This is a genomic window from Lelliottia jeotgali, assembly GCF_977070485.1.
The window spans coordinates 18574-33935 of the sequence record NZ_CDRVFO010000028.1 but is presented as its reverse complement, the minus strand read 5'-3'; the positions used below and the strand labels follow the sequence as shown (position 1 = coordinate 33935).

The 15362-nt window shown below is 62.1% G+C and carries 15 protein-coding genes; 8 read left to right on the top strand and 7 right to left on the bottom strand.

Going from position 1 to position 15362, the window contains the following annotated elements:
• The first annotated feature begins 37 nt into the window (after window positions 1-37).
• The 4 genes from phhA (at window position 38) to ACW4TB_RS26645 (ending at window position 2844) form a co-directional block, all read left to right on the top strand.
• Window positions 38-826, top strand: coding sequence for a phenylalanine 4-monooxygenase (gene phhA, locus ACW4TB_RS26660; RefSeq protein WP_012315607.1), 789 nt, complete (start codon window positions 38-40; stop codon window positions 824-826).
• A gap of 39 nt (window positions 827-865) precedes the next feature.
• Window positions 866-1222, top strand: a complete 357-nt coding sequence (locus ACW4TB_RS26655; protein WP_003254532.1) for a 4a-hydroxytetrahydrobiopterin dehydratase — start codon at window positions 866-868, stop codon at window positions 1220-1222.
• A gap of 211 nt (window positions 1223-1433) precedes the next feature.
• Window positions 1434-1559, top strand: coding sequence for a hypothetical protein (locus tag ACW4TB_RS26650; RefSeq protein ID WP_256345817.1), 126 nt, complete (start codon window positions 1434-1436; stop codon window positions 1557-1559).
• Between the two features lie 97 nt (window positions 1560-1656).
• Window positions 1657-2844 (top strand): MFS transporter, encoded by a 1188-nt coding sequence (locus tag ACW4TB_RS26645; protein ID WP_254466247.1) that lies wholly within the window; start codon window positions 1657-1659, stop codon window positions 2842-2844.
• 73 nt (window positions 2845-2917) lie between these two features.
• Here the strand turns inward: ACW4TB_RS26645 and ydiJ are convergent, their stop codons facing one another.
• Window positions 2918-5935, bottom strand: a complete 3018-nt coding sequence (gene ydiJ, locus ACW4TB_RS26640; protein WP_279929771.1) for a D-2-hydroxyglutarate dehydrogenase YdiJ — start codon at window positions 5933-5935, stop codon at window positions 2918-2920.
• 152 nt (window positions 5936-6087) lie between these two features.
• Between ydiJ and ACW4TB_RS26635 the strand changes: the two genes are divergently transcribed.
• The gene (locus ACW4TB_RS26635; protein ID WP_012315610.1) at window positions 6088-6972 is read left to right on the top strand and encodes a LysR substrate-binding domain-containing protein; all 885 of its coding nucleotides are present in this window, start codon (window positions 6088-6090) and stop codon (window positions 6970-6972) included.
• A 100-nt stretch (window positions 6973-7072) separates the two neighbouring features.
• On the opposite strand, the gene ACW4TB_RS26630 is transcribed toward ACW4TB_RS26635, so the two are convergent.
• The 6 genes from ACW4TB_RS26630 to ACW4TB_RS26605 all read right to left on the bottom strand — a co-directional run bounded on the left by ACW4TB_RS26630 (window position 7073) and on the right by ACW4TB_RS26605 (window position 13537).
• Entirely contained in the window at window positions 7073-8494 is a 1422-nt protein-coding gene (locus tag ACW4TB_RS26630) for an amino acid permease (protein ID WP_012315611.1), read from the bottom strand.
• A gap of 635 nt (window positions 8495-9129) precedes the next feature.
• Window positions 9130-10194 carry a 23S rRNA pseudouridine(2605) synthase RluB gene (gene rluB / locus ACW4TB_RS26625; RefSeq protein WP_279929767.1) on the bottom strand — a complete coding sequence of 355 codons (1065 nt, stop codon included), beginning with the start codon at window positions 10192-10194 and terminating at the stop codon, window positions 9130-9132.
• Between the two features lie 222 nt (window positions 10195-10416).
• Complete coding sequence (scpB, locus tag ACW4TB_RS26620) at window positions 10417-11196, bottom strand: SMC-Scp complex subunit ScpB (RefSeq protein ID WP_279929765.1); 780 nt, start codon at window positions 11194-11196, stop codon at window positions 10417-10419.
• A complete protein-coding gene (locus ACW4TB_RS26615) occupies window positions 11183-12028 on the bottom strand; it encodes a segregation and condensation protein A (RefSeq protein WP_455843118.1) in 846 nt (281 codons plus the stop codon). The genes scpB and ACW4TB_RS26615 overlap by 14 nt, the downstream gene beginning before the upstream one ends.
• 5 nt (window positions 12029-12033) lie before the next feature.
• Entirely contained in the window at window positions 12034-12663 is a 630-nt protein-coding gene (locus ACW4TB_RS26610; protein WP_042111646.1) for an L-threonylcarbamoyladenylate synthase, read from the bottom strand.
• Between the two features lie 13 nt (window positions 12664-12676).
• A complete protein-coding gene (locus tag ACW4TB_RS26605; RefSeq protein WP_012315616.1) occupies window positions 12677-13537 on the bottom strand; it encodes a PHP domain-containing protein in 861 nt (286 codons plus the stop codon).
• A gap of 67 nt (window positions 13538-13604) precedes the next feature.
• Between ACW4TB_RS26605 and ACW4TB_RS26600 the strand changes: the two genes are divergently transcribed.
• The 3 genes from ACW4TB_RS26600 to ACW4TB_RS26590 all read left to right on the top strand — a co-directional run bounded on the left by ACW4TB_RS26600 (window position 13605) and on the right by ACW4TB_RS26590 (window position 15255).
• Complete coding sequence (locus ACW4TB_RS26600) at window positions 13605-14198, top strand: septation protein A (RefSeq protein ID WP_042111648.1); 594 nt, start codon at window positions 13605-13607, stop codon at window positions 14196-14198.
• A gap of 1 nt (window position 14199) precedes the next feature.
• Complete coding sequence (locus ACW4TB_RS26595; protein ID WP_039604111.1) at window positions 14200-14499, top strand: YciI family protein; 300 nt, start codon at window positions 14200-14202, stop codon at window positions 14497-14499.
• 78 nt (window positions 14500-14577) lie between these two features.
• Window positions 14578-15255, top strand: coding sequence for a response regulator transcription factor (locus ACW4TB_RS26590; protein ID WP_012315619.1), 678 nt, complete (start codon window positions 14578-14580; stop codon window positions 15253-15255).
• The last annotated feature ends 107 nt before the right edge of the window (window positions 15256-15362 follow it).

The window sequence follows — 15362 nt, the reverse complement described above, 5'->3', positions numbered from 1 at the left end:
TGGACATAACAATAAAAGCCCTCACCAGGAGAGCCACATGAAACAGACGCAATACGTGGCACGCGAGCCCGATGCGCAAGGCTTCATCGACTACCCGCAGCAAGAGCATGCGGTGTGGAACACGCTGATCACCCGCCAGCTGAAGGTCATCGAAGGCCGGGCATGCCAGGAGTACCTGGATGGCATCGATCAGCTCAAGCTGCCCCATGACCGCATCCCGCAACTGGGCGAGATCAACAAAGTGCTGGGCGCCACCACCGGCTGGCAGGTTGCCCGTGTGCCGGCGCTGATCCCCTTCCAGACCTTCTTCGAGCTGCTGGCCAGCAAACGCTTCCCGGTCGCCACGTTCATCCGTACCCCGCAAGAGCTGGACTACCTTCAGGAACCCGACATCTTTCACGAGATCTTCGGCCACTGCCCGCTGTTGACCAACCCCTGGTTCGCCGAATTCACCCACACCTACGGCAAGTTGGGCCTGGCCGCGACCAAGGAGCAGCGCGTGTACCTGGCGCGGCTGTACTGGATGACCATTGAGTTCGGCCTGATGGAGACCGCGCAAGGCTGCAAGATCTATGGCGGCGGCATCCTCTCTTCGCCAAAAGAAACCGTCTACAGTCTGTCCGGTGAGCCGGAGCACCAAGCCTTCGACCCGATCGAGGCCATGCGCACCCCCTACCGTATCGACATCCTGCAGCCCCTGTATTTCGTGCTACCGAACCTCAAGCGCCTGTTCGACCTGGCCCACGAAGACATCATGGGCATGGTCCAGCAAGCCATGCAGCTGGGGCTGCATGCACCGAAGTTTCCACCCAAGGTCGCCGCCTGAGCGACCTTGCCGACAACAACTCGAATCGGAAAACACCTCATGAATGCCTTGAACCAAGCCCACTGCGAAGCCTGCCGCGCCGATGCGCCGAAAGTCACCGACGAGGAACTGGCCGAACTCATCCGCGAGATTCCGGACTGGAACATCGAAGTACGTGACGGTCATATGGAGCTGGAGCGTGTGTTCCTGTTCAAGAACTTCAAGCACGCCCTGGCATTTACCAACGCAGTAGGCGAAATCGCTGAAGCCGAAGGTCATCACCCAGGCCTGCTGACCGAATGGGGCAAGGTCACCGTGACCTGGTGGAGCCACTCCATCAAGGGCCTGCACCGGAACGACTTCATCATGTGCGCGCGTACTGACAAGGTTGCCGAGACCGCTGAAGGGCGCAAGTAACACGCTAGACAAGGCCGCTGCGCGCGCCATTTGTAGTGCGCGCCGCGGCCTTGCCTTGTCGGAAAAATGTCCGGTATCCGCCCGCAAAACCGACAAGCGACCGGGAAAAATTACAAACTGTCATCCAGACTTGTGTATCCTGCCTCAGCTTTGCGAAGCTCCAAACGCGCCTGGCGCAGCCTTTTCACTCACACTTGCGAGGAACGACGAGATGCACGAAATCCCGAATCTTCCCTTCCCAAGCCTGAACCCCGAAGAGCAAACCGTTGCCGCTCACTCCGAACCGGCGCCTGCCGTCGAGGATGGCGACGATCAATCCAGCGCTGACCAGGAATAACCGCGCATCCCCCCGACTGTGTGAAAACGGCTGACTTTCGGACTACCGCTGTCATCACGTTTTCACACCGTCCAGAACTTCTGTCACGTAGGCCCCCATGCCCGACTCACCGCGCCCCCTTGCGGTCACCCTGCAAGTCGTCTCCATCGTCCTGTTCACCTTTATCGGCTACCTGAACATCGGCATCCCCCTCGCCGTGCTGCCTGGCTACGTGCACAACGATCTGGGCTTCAGCACCGTCGTCGCCGGCCTGGTGATCAGTGTGCAATACCTCGCCACGCTGCTCAGCCGCCCCACAGCCAGCCGCATCATCGACAACCTGGGCAGCAAGAAGGCCGTCATGTATGGCCTCGCCGGTTGCGGCCTGAGTGGTGTTTTCATGCTCGCCTGTGCATTCCTTACCCACCTGCCCTGGCTGAGCCTGGCCTGCCTGCTGGTCGGACGCTTGGTGCTGGGCAGCGCAGAAAGCCTGGTGGGCTCGGGTTCGATAGGCTGGGGGATTGGCCGGGTCGGCGCCGAAAACACCGCCAAAGTCATTTCCTGGAACGGGATCGCCAGCTACGGTGCGCTGGCCATCGGTGCGCCACTGGGTGTGCTTATGGTCAAGCACCTGGGGCTGTGGAGCATGGGGGTGAGCATTATCGGGCTATGCGCGGTAGGCCTGCTGCTGGCATGGCCAAAACGCGCTGCGCCGATTGTCAGCGGCGTGCGTATGCCGTTTCTGCGGGTGCTGGGCAAAGTGTTCCCGCATGGTTCGGGGCTGGCTTTGGGCTCGATCGGCTTTGGCACCATCGCCACCTTCATTACCCTTTACTACGCCAGCCGTGGCTGGGCGAATGCAGCACTGACCCTGAGCCTGTTCGGTGCCAGCTTCATCTGTGCGCGGCTGCTGTTCGGCAATCTCATCAACAGGATTGGCGGGTTCAGGGTGGCGATCGTGTGCTTGTCGGTCGAGACACTGGGCCTGCTGATGCTGTGGCTGGCACCCAACGCAGAGCTCGCCTTGGCCGGAGCGGCGCTCAGTGGCTTCGGCTTCTCGCTGGTATTCCCGGCGCTGGGCGTGGAAGCGGTGAATCAGGTTTCGGCAGCCAATCGCGGGGCGGCGGTGGGGGCATACTCGCTGTTCATCGACCTGTCACTGGGCATTACCGGGCCACTGGTGGGCGCGGTGGCGTCGGGGTTCGGGTTTGCTTCGATGTTTCTGTTTGCGGCGGCGGCGGCGTGCTGCGGGCTGGTGTTGAGCCTGTATCTGTACCGTCAAGCGCGACGTTTCAGGCATATTTGAGCGTACGGGGGGCTACGCCCCCCTTTCGCGACACGAGGCCGCTCCCGCGTATCTCTGCAGGAGCGGCCTTGTTTCAGCGGGCGTACTGCAACACCACTTCCAGCGGATGACGCATCTGCCGCTCGGTCATGCGCTTGACCTGGCTACGGCACGAATAGCCGGTAGCCAGGGCCTCACCCTCCTTTTCCAGCTTGGTTGCCCAGGACTGTTCGAAAATGGTCCGCGACGTCTCCTGGTTACGTGCCTCATGCCCGTAGGTACCGGACATGCCGCAACACCCCGTGGCCTCGGTCACCAGCTTCAGGCCCAGGCGCGCGAACACCTGCTCCCATTGGCGGGTACTGGCCGGCACGTTGGTCTTCTCGGTGCAGTGCGCCATCAGGCGGAAGTTTCCGGGCGCGGCGTGCGCCTGTTCGGGCAGCACATCCATCAGCCATTCCTGGGGCAGCAACACCTTCGGGCAGCCCTCCAGGCCCGGCACCTTCTGGTACTCCTGGCGGTAGACCAGCGTCATGGCAGGGTCCAGGCCCACCAGCGGTACACCACAGTCGGCCAGGGCCTTGAGCTGGTTGGCATTACGGATTGCCGCCTTGGCAAAAGCCCCCAAAAAGCCCTGCACGTGCAGCGGCTTGCCATTGGCACTGTAAGGCGCCAGGAACACGCGGTGGCCAAGGCGATTGGCCAGCTCGATGAACGCGGCCAGCAGCGGTGTCTCGAAGTAACGGGTGAAGGCATCCTGCACCAGCACGATGCTGCGCTCGCGCTGGGCCGGGGTCAGTTCGCGCAGCGCCGGCACACTGGCCACGCCAACCCGGCAACGCGTGAGGGTGGACTGGAAGTTGAAGCGGCTGATCAGCGGGCTGTCGACCATGCCGACCTTGTCCGCCAGCAACCTGCTGACCCACTTCGACCCCATCACCGCGTTATACAGCCCTGGTGCATGGGCCAGGTAGGGGATGGTGAACTCCAGCGAGCCGATCAGGTAATCACGCATCGGGCGCTGGTAACGGCCGTGGTACAGCTCGAGGAAACGCGAGCGGAAGTCCGGCACGTTGACCTTGATCGGGCACTGCCCTGCACATGACTTGCACGCCAGGCAGCCGGCCATGGCGTCGTAGACCTCATGGGAAAAGTCTTCCTGGCCCTGGTTGCGTGCACGGTTGTTGCGCAGCCGTGCTGGCAGCCCCTTGAGCCAGGACACCTTGTTGCGCGCCGCAGCCAGCACATCGATGTTCGCCTCACCCTGCAGGCGCAGCCATTCGCGCATCAACGAGGCGCGCCCCTTGGGGGAATGCTGGCGCTCACGGGTAGCCTTCCACGAGGGGCACATGGCGTCATTGGGGTCGTAGTTGTAGCAGGCGCCATTGCCATTGCAATGCACGGCACTGCCGAAGTCCTGCCATACACGCTCGTCAATGGTACGGTCGAGGTCGCCACGCAAGGTCACGCCATCGACCCTGGTCAACCCTTCGGCGCTGTCCGGCGGGGTGCAGATCTTGCCAGGGTTGAGCTGGTTGCGCGGGTCGAAGGCACCTTTGAGTCGCTGCAACGCCGGATACAGCTCACCGAAGTACTCCGGCACATATTCCGAACGCAGCCCCTTGCCATGCTCGCCCCACAGCAGCCCGCCGTAGCGTTTGGTCAACGCCGCCACGGCGTCGGAAATCGGCTTGACCAGTGCTGCCTGGGCAGGGTCTTTCATGTCCAGTGCCGGGCGTACATGCAGCACGCCGGCGTCGACGTGGCCAAACATGCCGTAGGCCAGGCCATAGCCGTCGAGCAGCGCGCGGAAATCGGCAATGTAGTCGGCCAGTTGCTCCGGCGGCACTGCGGTATCTTCAACGAAAGGTTGTGGGCGCACCTCGCCCTCGACGTTGCCCAACAGCCCCACCGAACGCTTGCGCATGGTGTAGACCCGAGTCACGGCCTCGGCCCCTTCGGCCAGGGTATGGCCCAGGCGCTCGACACTGGTGTCGCGCTGCAGGTGATCGATGAAGGCTTCAACCCGAGCATTGACCTCGGCCGGCTCATCGCCACAGAACTCCACCAGGTTGATACCCAGGGTGGGGCGCTCCGGGTCGGCCGGGAAGTACTCGGCAACGCTGTGCCAGACGATGTCTTTCATCGCCAGCATCAGCACCTTGGAGTCTACCGTCTCGATCGACAGCGGCTTGTGCGCCATCAGCGCATTGGCATCGCGCAGCGCGTCCATGAAGCTGGTGTAGCGGACGTTGACCAGCACCGCATACTTAGGAATCGGCAGCACGTTGAGCTTGGCTTCGACCACATAACCCAACGAACCCTCGGCGCCACACAGCACACTGTTGAGGTTGAAGCGGCCCTGTTCGTCGCGCAGGTGCGCCAGGTCGTAGCCGGTCAGGCAGCGGTTGAGCTTGGGGAAGGTGGTTTCGATCAGCTCGGCCTGGGTTTCCTGAATTTCGCGGGCAGTCCGATACACCTCACCCACCCGCCCGGGCGCAGCACAAGCCTGCTCCAGCGCAGCGTCGTCGATCGGCAGGCTGTGCAGGCGCTCTCCACCGAGCAGCACGCTGTGCAGTTCCAACACATGATCGCGGGTCTTGCCGTAGGTGCAACTGCCTTGGCCGCTGGCGTCGGTGTTGATCATACCGCCAACGGTAGCGCGGTTGGAGGTGGACAGTTCAGGCGCAAAGAACAGCCCGTGCGGCTTGAGCGCGGCATTGAGCTGGTCCTTGACCACGCCAGCCTGCACCCGCACCCAACGCTCCTGGACATTGATTTCGAGGATGGTGTTCATGTGCCGCGAGAGGTCGACCACGATACCGTCGGTCAGCGATTGGCCATTGGTGCCGGTGCCGCCACCGCGCGGTGTCAGTTTGACCTGCTGGAAGCGTTCTTCGCCCATCAGCGCGGCCACCCGCACCACATCGTCGGCGTCCAACGGGAACACCGCCGCCTGGGGCAGGCGCTGGTAGATGGAGTTGTCGGTAGCAAGCACGGTACGGGTACCGTAATCGGCGCTGATCTGGCCACGGAAGCCGCTGTTGCGCAGGGCTTCGAGGAATTCTGGGTAAGCGGCGGTCGGCGCAGTGGTCGGCAGCTGGGCGATCATCGAAGGATGGCCTCTTGATATGGGCTAATTCACGGGAATCCTGTCGCCTTGGCATGGATTGAGCCATGCAAGGATGACGAAAAGGCCAATGTTCCTGTAGTTTCGCCCCAGGGGCAAACGGATAATCCTGCCGCTATCAATGACTTTTATGAATGAATTACCGCCACCTGACACCCTCCATGTCATTGCTGCTGGCTTTCGAGGCTGCCGCCCGGCATGAAAGCTACACCCGCGCAGCTGCCGAACTGTCCCTGACCCAGAGCGCGGTCAGCCGCCAGGTGCAGGCGCTGGAACAGCAACTCGGGCTGACCCTGTTCCGCCGCGAAGGCCGCCAGGTACAACTTACCGACGTTGGTCGGCTGTACCAGCGCGAGCTCAGCGAAGCCTTGGGCCGCATTCGCAGTGCCACCTTGCAGGCCCTGGCTTACCAATCAGGGGTCGGTACGCTGCGCCTGGCGACCTTGCCCACTTTCGGCTCCAAGTGGCTGCTGCCGCGCCTGCATGCCTTCTACAGCGCCCACCCGGGCATGCTGGTGCATATACACTCGCGGATCGAAGCGATCAACTTCGACACCAGCGAGATCGATGCCGCTATCGGCGTGGCTAGCCATGACCTGCCCGGACTGATCTGCCATCGGCTGCATGCCGAGGAACTGGTGGTGATCCTCCCACCGCAAGCCAACGTCGACGCCCAGGGTTGGGACCCGGCACGTATCAGCGCTGAGGTACTGCTCAACGTTGCCAACAATCCGCATGCCTGGGGCGAGTGGTTTTCACACCATGGCCTGCCGCACCGGGCGATGCGCCTGGGGCCGAGTTTCGAGCTGACGTCACACCTGATCCAGGCGGTACGGGCAGGCATCGGCATCGGCTTGGTACCGCGGATACTGGTGGACGAGGAGCTGGCCAAGGGCGAACTGTTCAGCCCTGGTACGGCGTTCGCCAGCCAGCGCAGCTATTACTTGATCTATCCGCCAAGGAACGAAGCGTTGCCCTCGCTGCGGGCGTTTCGTGGATGGTTGCTCGAGCAGATCTGAGTAATTTCCTGCTTTTACAGGCCCAGTCGCCGGCGAGGTGGCGCATAAAAAACCCGATGCCAGCCACCTGACATCGGGTTTCGTTCACCGCTCGCTGCGCTTACTTGGTAACGGTGCCGGCTGCTGCGCCATTGCCCAGCTCACGACGCTTGGACTTGATGATATAGAAGACGAACATCATCAGCACCCAGACCGGAATGGCATACACCGAAACCTGGATGCCCGGGATCTGCAGCATGATGCCCAGGATCAGTACCACGAATGCCAGGCAGATGTAGTTGCCGTAGGGGTACCACAGGGCCTTGAACAGCGGCTTCTGGCCGGTGCGGTCCAGGTGCTGGCGGAATTTCAGGTGCGAGTAACTGATCATTGCCCAGTTGATCACCAGGGTCGCTACTACCAGCGACATCAGCAGCTCCAGCGCATTATGCGGCATGAAGTAGTTGAGCAGCACGGCAATCAGGGTAACGGCTGCCGACACCAGGATCGAACGCACCGGCACGCCGCGCTTGTCGACTTTGGCCAGGGCTGCGGGGGCATCACCTTGCTCGGCCATGCCAAGCAGCATGCGGGCATTGCAGTAGGTACCACTGTTGTACACCGACAGTGCCGCCGTCAGGACCACGAAGTTCAACAGGTGGGCGGCCACGTCGCTGCCCAACAGCGAGAACACCTGAACGAACGGGCTGCTACCGTAGCTGCCGCCAGAAGCATCGATGCTGGCCACCAGGCTGTCCCACGGGGTCAGCGACAACAGCACGACCAGCGCACCGATGTAGAAGATCAGGATGCGGTAGATGACCTGGTTGATGGCCTTGGGGATCACGGTTTTCGGCTTATCTGCTTCGGCTGCAGTGAAGCCGAGCATTTCCAGGCCACCGAAGGAGAACATGATGAACGCCAGCGCCATGACCAGCCCGCTGACACCATGCGGGAAGAAGCCCCCATGCGCCCACAGGTTGGTCACCGAAGCCTCGGGGCCGCCGCTGCCGCTGGTCAGCAGGTAGGCGCCCAGGCCGATCATGCCCACGATGGCCGCGACCTTGATGATGGCGAACCAGAACTCGGCTTCGCCGAACACCTTCACGTTCATGAGGTTGATGACGTTGATCAGCAGGAAGAAGCCCGCTGCCGTGACCCACGTCGGGATCTCCGGCCACCAGTAGTGAATGTACTTGCCGACCGCCGTCAGCTCCGACATGCCCACCAGGATGTACAGCACCCAGCAGTTCCAGCCCGACATGAAACCGGCAAAACCGCCCCAGTACTTATGGGCAAAGTGGCTGAACGAACCGGCCACCGGCTCTTCGACGATCATCTCACCAAGCTGGCGCATGATCATGAAGGCGATGAAGCCGCAGATAGCGTAGCCCAGGATCATCGACGGGCCGGCGGATTTCATCACGCCTGCCGAGCCAAGGAACAGGCCGGTACCAATCGCGCCACCAAGGGCGATCAACTGGATGTGGCGGTTCTTCAGGCCCCGCTTGAGCTCGCCTGAATGCATGTTGTGTTCACTCATGAACGAAGTCACCTGCATTGTTTTTATCTGTGACGGAATCGGACCCACCGCGCTCGTGGCGCAGCGGAATGGGCAAGGTGGTTACCTTGGTTTCTTGAACACAGCCGCCGCCGGAGCGGATCAGCCGGGTGTGAGCAAGAGTGCGCGGTACGCAAGAGGGTCACAGGTAAAACGCGGCGCACTGTATACCCCTGCAAGCGCGCAGGCGTCAACGCGTTGCGTCGTTTCCTCGGAAAAAACGCAGCGATCCTGTGGTAGGAAGCCCTGAAAGGCGGAGTGATCGGCGTACATGGCGCCTCCATTTGTTGTTCTGTATGCCCGGCTCTCTGGACGGGCTTTTGCACACGGCAATGGTCGCTATATCAGCGTGGGACGGGGGTTTGGGGCAATAGGGCTACCGGCACAGGCGGGGCTGTTGAACCGCAGGAGCGGCAAGATCTGTTTACAGAGAAGGTGCCCAGCAAGAGAAACCGGGGTAATTCGTACAGTTTTCTTTACAGGGCGGTTTGAAAACTTGCCAGTCGTCCGAAAAATTCTTTTTCTTCAATATCTTGGCGCGCGGTGCGGGCTGCACAAACCTGCAGACGAAAAAAAGCCAGCCCGAAGGCTGGCTCTTTGATCACGGCCTGAGCCGATCAGCCACGCGGCTTGCCGCGACCACGCCCTGCCGGCTTGTCACCGTCGGGCTTGGTCGGGCGCTTGCGCATCTCGCTCGGACGCTCAGCCACCGCACTGCCGCGGCTGCCCTTGCGTGGCGCTTCTTCACGCGGCTGGCGAGCCGGGCGCTCGGCAGCTGCGGCTTCCTGCGCCGGGCGCAGGCTGCGCACACGCTCGCTGCGCCCCATGGGCCGGGTCGACTTGCGCTGCAGGCGCTCCATCTTGTCTTTGGCCTTGAGGTTCATGGCAGGCAGCGCCACCGGCTGCAGGCCCACTTCAGCGGCCAGGATGTCGATTTCACCCTGGGTCATTTCACGCCAGCGACCCATCGGCAGATCGGAGTTGAGGAACACCGGGCCAAAACGCACGCGCTTGAGGCGGCTGACCACCATACCCTGGGATTCCCACAGGCGGCGCACCTCACGGTTACGACCTTCCATCACCACGCAGTGGTACCAGTGGTTGAAACCTTCACCACCTGGGGCCTTCTGGATGTCGGTGAACTTGGCCGGGCCGTCTTCAAGCATCACGCCCGCCTTCAGGCGTTCGATCATCTCGTCGTCGACTTCGCCACGGACACGCACCGCGTATTCGCGGTCCATCTCGTAGGACGGGTGCATCAGGCGGTTGGCCAGTTCACCGTCGGTGGTGAACAGCAGCAGACCGGTGGTATTGATGTCCAGTCGGCCAATGTTGATCCAGCGGCCTTCTTTCGGCCGCGGCAGGCGGTCGAACACGGTCGGGCGACCTTCCGGGTCGTCACGGGTGCAGATCTCGCCATCGGGCTTGTTATACATGATCACTCGGCGCGTGGCCTCGGCGGCCTCTTCGCGCTTGATCAGCTTGCCGTCGACAGCGATGGCATCGTGAAGGTCGACGCGCTGGCCGAGGGTGGCCTCGACGCCATTGACCTTGATGCGGCCCTGGCTGATCCAGGCTTCGACGTCACGGCGCGAGCCCACGCCGATGCGCGCCAGCACTTTCTGCAGTTTTTCGCCGGCTGGCGGGGTGATTTCGGTATTTTGCAGGTCTTGCTCACTCATCTGGGCACCTCCCGGTGTAGGAATGAAAACAGAGATTCTGGCGACGAACGCGCCAAAAGGTCGCGCATCATACGCGGTTCTAAAAGGGAACGCACTGGAGCTTAGAGGGTTTTCAGAGGGTGCAGTGGTTTTCTGCCCAGTGGTTTTGTATTGAAAGGACCGGCCTCATCGCCGGCAAGCCCCACCAGACCGCGCAGCGCCTGCAATCTCGGAGCACAAGACTCATGGCTGCAGCTTGCCGTGGTCCTCAACCAAGACCTCAGGCTCTGCCGCCTCTTCCTCTGGCAAATCATCGAAATCGGTCTTGAGCCCCTCCTCCATCGCATCCAGCTCCACCAGCAGGCTACGAAAGCTCGTCTCCTCCTTAGGTTCGGCAAGCGCCTCCTCATCGGCCAGGCTGGCATCGGCCAACGCCTGCAAATGCGCCGGCACCGGTGCATCATCTGGGTCCAGCAACGGCTCCGGCTCCATTTCGCGCAGCTCGGCCAAGGCCGGCAACTCGTCCAGACTCTTGAGGTTGAAATGATCGAGAAACGACTTGGTGGTGGCGAACATCGCCGGCCGCCCAGGGACCTCGCGGTGGCCAACCACCCGGATCCATTCACGCTCCATCAGGGTCTTGATGATGTTGCTGTTGACCGCAACACCCCGCACGTCCTCGATCTCGCCGCGGGTGATGGGCTGGCGGTAGGCGATCAAGGCCATGGTTTCGAGCAGCGCACGGGAATAGCGCTGCGGGCGTTCTTCCCACAGGCGGCCCACCCACGGCGCGAAATTGTCGCGAATCTGCAGGCGATAGCCGCTGGCCACTTCCTTGAGTTCGAAGGCCCGACCACTGCAGGATTTGCCGAGCACGTCCAAGGCTTTCTTGAATACCTTCGGCTCAGGGCGCTCGGCCTCCTCGAACAGCTCGTACAGCCGTTCAAGAGATTGCGGCTTGCCTGAGGCGAGCAGAAACGCCTCGATCAGCGACGCCAGGTCGCGGGGTTCATTCAGATTCATCAGGTTCTTCGACAGACTCGGCACGCACCCGGACATGGATCGCGGCGAAAGGCTCATTCTGCACCAGTTCGATCAGCGATTCCTTCACCAACTCAAGAATTGCCATGAAGGTGACCACCACCCCCAGCTTGCCTTCCTCAGCCGTAAACAGCTCGACGAAAGGCACGAAGCCACCGCCCTTGAGGCGCGCCAGCACTTCGCTCATGCGCTCGCGGGTAGACAGCGTCTCACGGGTGATCTGGTGGCTTTCGAACAGGTCGTTGCGGCGCATGACCTCGGCCATGGAAACCAGCAACTCTTCCAGGCTGACCTGGGGCAACAGCTTGCGCACCTTGGCCTGGGGCGCCTCAAGGCGCGGCACCACGACGTCACGGCCAACCCGCGGCAGTTCATCGATGCCTTCGGCCGCAGCCTTGAAACGCTCGTACTCCTGCAAGCGCCGGATCAGTTCGGCACGCGGGTCGCCTTCCTCCTCCTCGACCTCGGCGGAGCGTGGCAGCAACATGCGCGACTTGATCTCGGCAAGCATGGCAGCCATCACCAGGTATTCGGCGGCCAACTCCAGGCGCACGCTTTTCATCAACTCGACGTACCCCATGTACTGGCGGGTGATCTCCGCCACGGGGATGTCGAGAATGTCGATGTTCTGCTTGCGGATCAGGTAAAGCAGCAGGTCGAGTGGGCCTTCGAAGGCCTCGAGGATGACCTCCAGCGCGTCCGGCGGAATGTACAGGTCCACCGGCATCTCGGTCAGGGCTTCGCCGTAAACCAGGGCCAACTGCAATTGTTGAGGCAGTTCGGCTTCGATGGCCGCAGCCTCGGGTATCTCCACCTGACTCACGCGTTGACCAGAAATGGCGAGGGGTCGCCGCAGCCTTCGCGGATCACTTCGGGCTCGTCGCCGGACAGGTCGATGATGGTCGAGGCCTTGAGGTCGCCGAAACCGCCGTCAATGACCAGGTCCACGTGATGTTCCAGGCGCTCGCGGATTTCATAGGGGTCGGTCATGGGCTCGCTATCACCGGGCAGGATCAGGCTCACGCTCATCAGCGGCTCACCCAGCTCTGCCAGCAGGGCCAGGGTGATGCCATGATCCGGAACCCGCAGGCCTATGGTGCGACGCTTCTCGTGCAGCAACAGCCGCGGCACCTCACGGGTGCCATTGAGGATGAACGTGTAGGGGCCGGGTACGTGGGCCTTGAGCAAACGGAAGGTGCCGGTGTCAACCTTGGCGTAAAGGCCCAGCTGCGACATGTCGCAGCACATCAGGGTGAAATTGTGGGTCTTGTCCAACCCACGCAGACGCCGAACCCGTTCGATCGCTGCCTTGTCACCGATCTGGCATCCCAGTGCGTAGGCCGAGTCGGTCGGATAGACGACCACACCGCCCTTGCGGATGATTTCCACCGCCTGGCGAATCAGCCGCGGCTGGGGGTTCTCCGGATGAATCTGGAAAAATTGGCTCACGAAGTCTTCCTGTTCATATCGCCATAGGTTGTTCATGGCTGAATCGGCGCCACAGAGGTGGCAGATCCTCAGGCAATGGCCGGTAGGCACCGATCTCGCCCCAGGTGCCGGGGCCGTGGAAATCGCTGCCAGCGCTTGCCAGCAGGCCGAACTCACGAGTGAGGATGGACATCGTGCCCACCTGCTCGGCAGGCATCATCCCATTGACCACTTCAAGCGCCTGCCCACCTGCCTGAATATAGTCGGCAATCAGGCGCCTGCGCTTGCTGCGGGTCAGATCGTAGTGCATCGGATGGGCCAGGCTCACCCAGGCATTGGACTGGCGCAATGTTGCAACGGTTTCCTCAAGCGTCGGCCAATGCAGCTTGACGTCACCCAGCTTGCCGGCCCCCAACCACTTGCGAAACGCTTCACCACGGTCTTTGACGTGGCCTGCACGCACCAGGTGCTCGGCAAAATGCGGCCGTGCCGGCGCGTTACCGCTGTCGCCCAACTCCTGCTGCACGGCGCGGGCACCCTCAAGGGTACCTCGCATGCCCTTGGCCGCTAGCCGTTTGTCGATTTCCTCGGCGCGCAGCCAGCGTCCACGGTGCAGGGATTCGATCGCTTCGAGCAGCGGCGGGGCTTCAAGCGGGAAGTCATACCCCAGTACATGGATGGTCGCGCCCCCCCACGTGCACGAAAGTTCCACCCCGCTGACCCAGCGCATACCCCGTTCGACGCAGGCCTGGCGGGCCTCGGGCAGGCCTTCAAGGGTGTCATGGTCGGTCAGTGCCAACGTCTGCACCCCGTGCTCTTGGGCCCGGGCGACCAGGACCGCGGGCGCCAGGGCGCCGTCGGAGGCCGTGCTGTGACAGTGCAGATCAACATTCATAGAGGAGCGCTACCGCTGGATTCGATGTTTGTTATTATGCCGCCACATCCCGATTCTGGCTGCCATTGTGAAACAATTCATCGATTTCATCCCGCTGCTACTGTTCTTCATCGTCTACAAACTCGACCCTCGCCCCATGGAAGTTGCCGGGCACAGCTTCGAATTCGGCGGCATCTACAGCGCCACGGCAATGCTGATCATCAGTTCGCTGGTGGTATATGGCGCGCTGTTCCTGCGCCAGCGCAAGCTGGAGAAAGGCCAATGGCTGACGCTGGTCGCCTGCCTGGTATTCGGCGGCCTGACCCTGACCTTCCACAGCGAAACCTTCCTCAAGTGGAAGGCACCGGTGGTCAACTGGCTGTTCGCCCTGGGCTTTGCCGGCAGCCACTTCATCGGGGACCGGGTGCTGATCAAGCGCATCATGGGCCACGCCCTGACCTTGCCCGATGCCATCTGGACCCGACTGAACCTGGCCTGGATCGCATTTTTCCTGTTCTGTGGCGCGGCCAACCTGTTTGTGGCCTTCACCTTCCAGGAATTCTGGGTCGACTTCAAAGTCTTCGGCAGCCTGGGCATGACCGTGATATTCCTGGTGGCGCAGGGCGTGTACCTGTCGCGCCATCTGCACGACGACCCTTCTACCTCCAAACCCAAGGATTGACATGCTTTACGCCATCATTGCCAGCGACGTCGCAAATTCCCTGGAAAAACGCCTGGCCGCGCGCCCGGCGCATATCGAGCGCCTGAAGCAGCTGCAAAGCGAAGGCCGCGTGGTACTGGCCGGCCCGCACCCGGCCATCGACAGCAACGACCCGGGCGAAGCCGGTTTCAGCGGCAGCCTGATCGTCGCTGAGTTCGATTCCCTCAGCGCTGCCCAGGCCTGGGCCGATGCCGACCCGTACATTGCAGCGGGCGTTTACGACCAGGTCATCGTAAAACCTTTCAAGCAAGTCTTGCCCTGATCGATAAATTGTCGGCGTCTGCGGTATCTTTGCCACTGGCGAGCGCGTCAGACGCCGTCGATTTGAATTGAGTGAGTCATGAGCGAGCTGTTACTGATTGATGATGACCAGGAACTCTGCGAGCTGCTCGGCAGCTGGCTGACCCAGGAAGGTTTTGCCGTCCGTGCCTGCCATGATGGCCAAAGCGCGCGCCGGGCGCTGGCCGAGCATGCACCGGCAGCTGTGGTACTGGACGTGATGCTGCCTGACGGTAGCGGCCTTGAGCTGCTCAAACAATTGCGCAGCGACCACGCAGAACTGCCGGTGCTGATGTTGTCGGCCCGCGGCGAGCCCCTGGACCGCATTCTCGGCCTGGAACTGGGCGCTGATGATTACCTGGCCAAGCCCTGCGACCCGCGTGAACTGACCGCCCGCCTGCGCGCGGTGCTACGCCGCAGCCACCCGACCGCTACCACTACACAGGTCGAGATCGGCGACCTGGCCTTCAGCCCCGTGCGCGGCGTGGTCAGCATCGATGGCCGCGAGATGACCCTTACCTTGTCTGAAAGCCGTATCCTCGAAGCTCTGCTGCGCCAGCCAGGCGAGCCGCTGGACAAGCAGGAGCTTGCGCAGATCGGCCTGGGCCGCAAGCTGACCCTTTACGATCGCAGCCTGGACATGCACGTCAGCAACCTGCGCAAGAAGATCGGCCCGCACGCCGACGGCCGCCCGCGCATCGTCGCACTGCGTAGCCGCGGCTACTACTACAGTCTGTAGGCAGGAGCAGCGGCAAGAAACAGCCAAGCGCGCTCTTGCTTGAAGCTCGCAGCTCGCAGCGCTTTCTTTACCCAGCCTTTACCGTTCGCTGACTGCGCTTGACCTTG

Excerpts from the sequence above, each read along its gene's own strand:
- ACW4TB_RS26650 (WP_256345817.1), top strand. The coding sequence starts at position 1,434 with ATGCACGAAATCCCGAATCTTCCCTTCCCAAGCCTGAACCCCGAAGAG.
- ACW4TB_RS26645 (WP_254466247.1), top strand. The coding sequence starts at position 1,657 with ATGCCCGACTCACCGCGCCCCCTTGCGGTCACCCTGCAAGTCGTCTCC.
- ACW4TB_RS26590 (WP_012315619.1), top strand. The coding sequence starts at position 14,578 with ATGAGCGAGCTGTTACTGATTGATGATGACCAGGAACTCTGCGAGCTG.
- rluB (WP_279929767.1), bottom strand. The coding sequence starts at position 10,194 with ATGAGTGAGCAAGACCTGCAAAATACCGAAATCACCCCGCCAGCCGGC.
- phhA (WP_012315607.1), top strand. The coding sequence starts at position 38 with ATGAAACAGACGCAATACGTGGCACGCGAGCCCGATGCGCAAGGCTTC.
- ACW4TB_RS26605 (WP_012315616.1), bottom strand. The coding sequence starts at position 13,537 with ATGAATGTTGATCTGCACTGTCACAGCACGGCCTCCGACGGCGCCCTG.
- ydiJ (WP_279929771.1), bottom strand. The coding sequence starts at position 5,935 with ATGATCGCCCAGCTGCCGACCACTGCGCCGACCGCCGCTTACCCAGAA.
- ACW4TB_RS26635 (WP_012315610.1), top strand. The coding sequence starts at position 6,088 with ATGAATTACCGCCACCTGACACCCTCCATGTCATTGCTGCTGGCTTTC.
- ACW4TB_RS26630 (WP_012315611.1), bottom strand. The coding sequence starts at position 8,494 with ATGAGTGAACACAACATGCATTCAGGCGAGCTCAAGCGGGGCCTGAAG.
- ACW4TB_RS26595 (WP_039604111.1), top strand. The coding sequence starts at position 14,200 with ATGCTTTACGCCATCATTGCCAGCGACGTCGCAAATTCCCTGGAAAAA.
- scpB (WP_279929765.1), bottom strand. The coding sequence starts at position 11,196 with ATGAATCTGAATGAACCCCGCGACCTGGCGTCGCTGATCGAGGCGTTT.
- ACW4TB_RS26655 (WP_003254532.1), top strand. The coding sequence starts at position 866 with ATGAATGCCTTGAACCAAGCCCACTGCGAAGCCTGCCGCGCCGATGCG.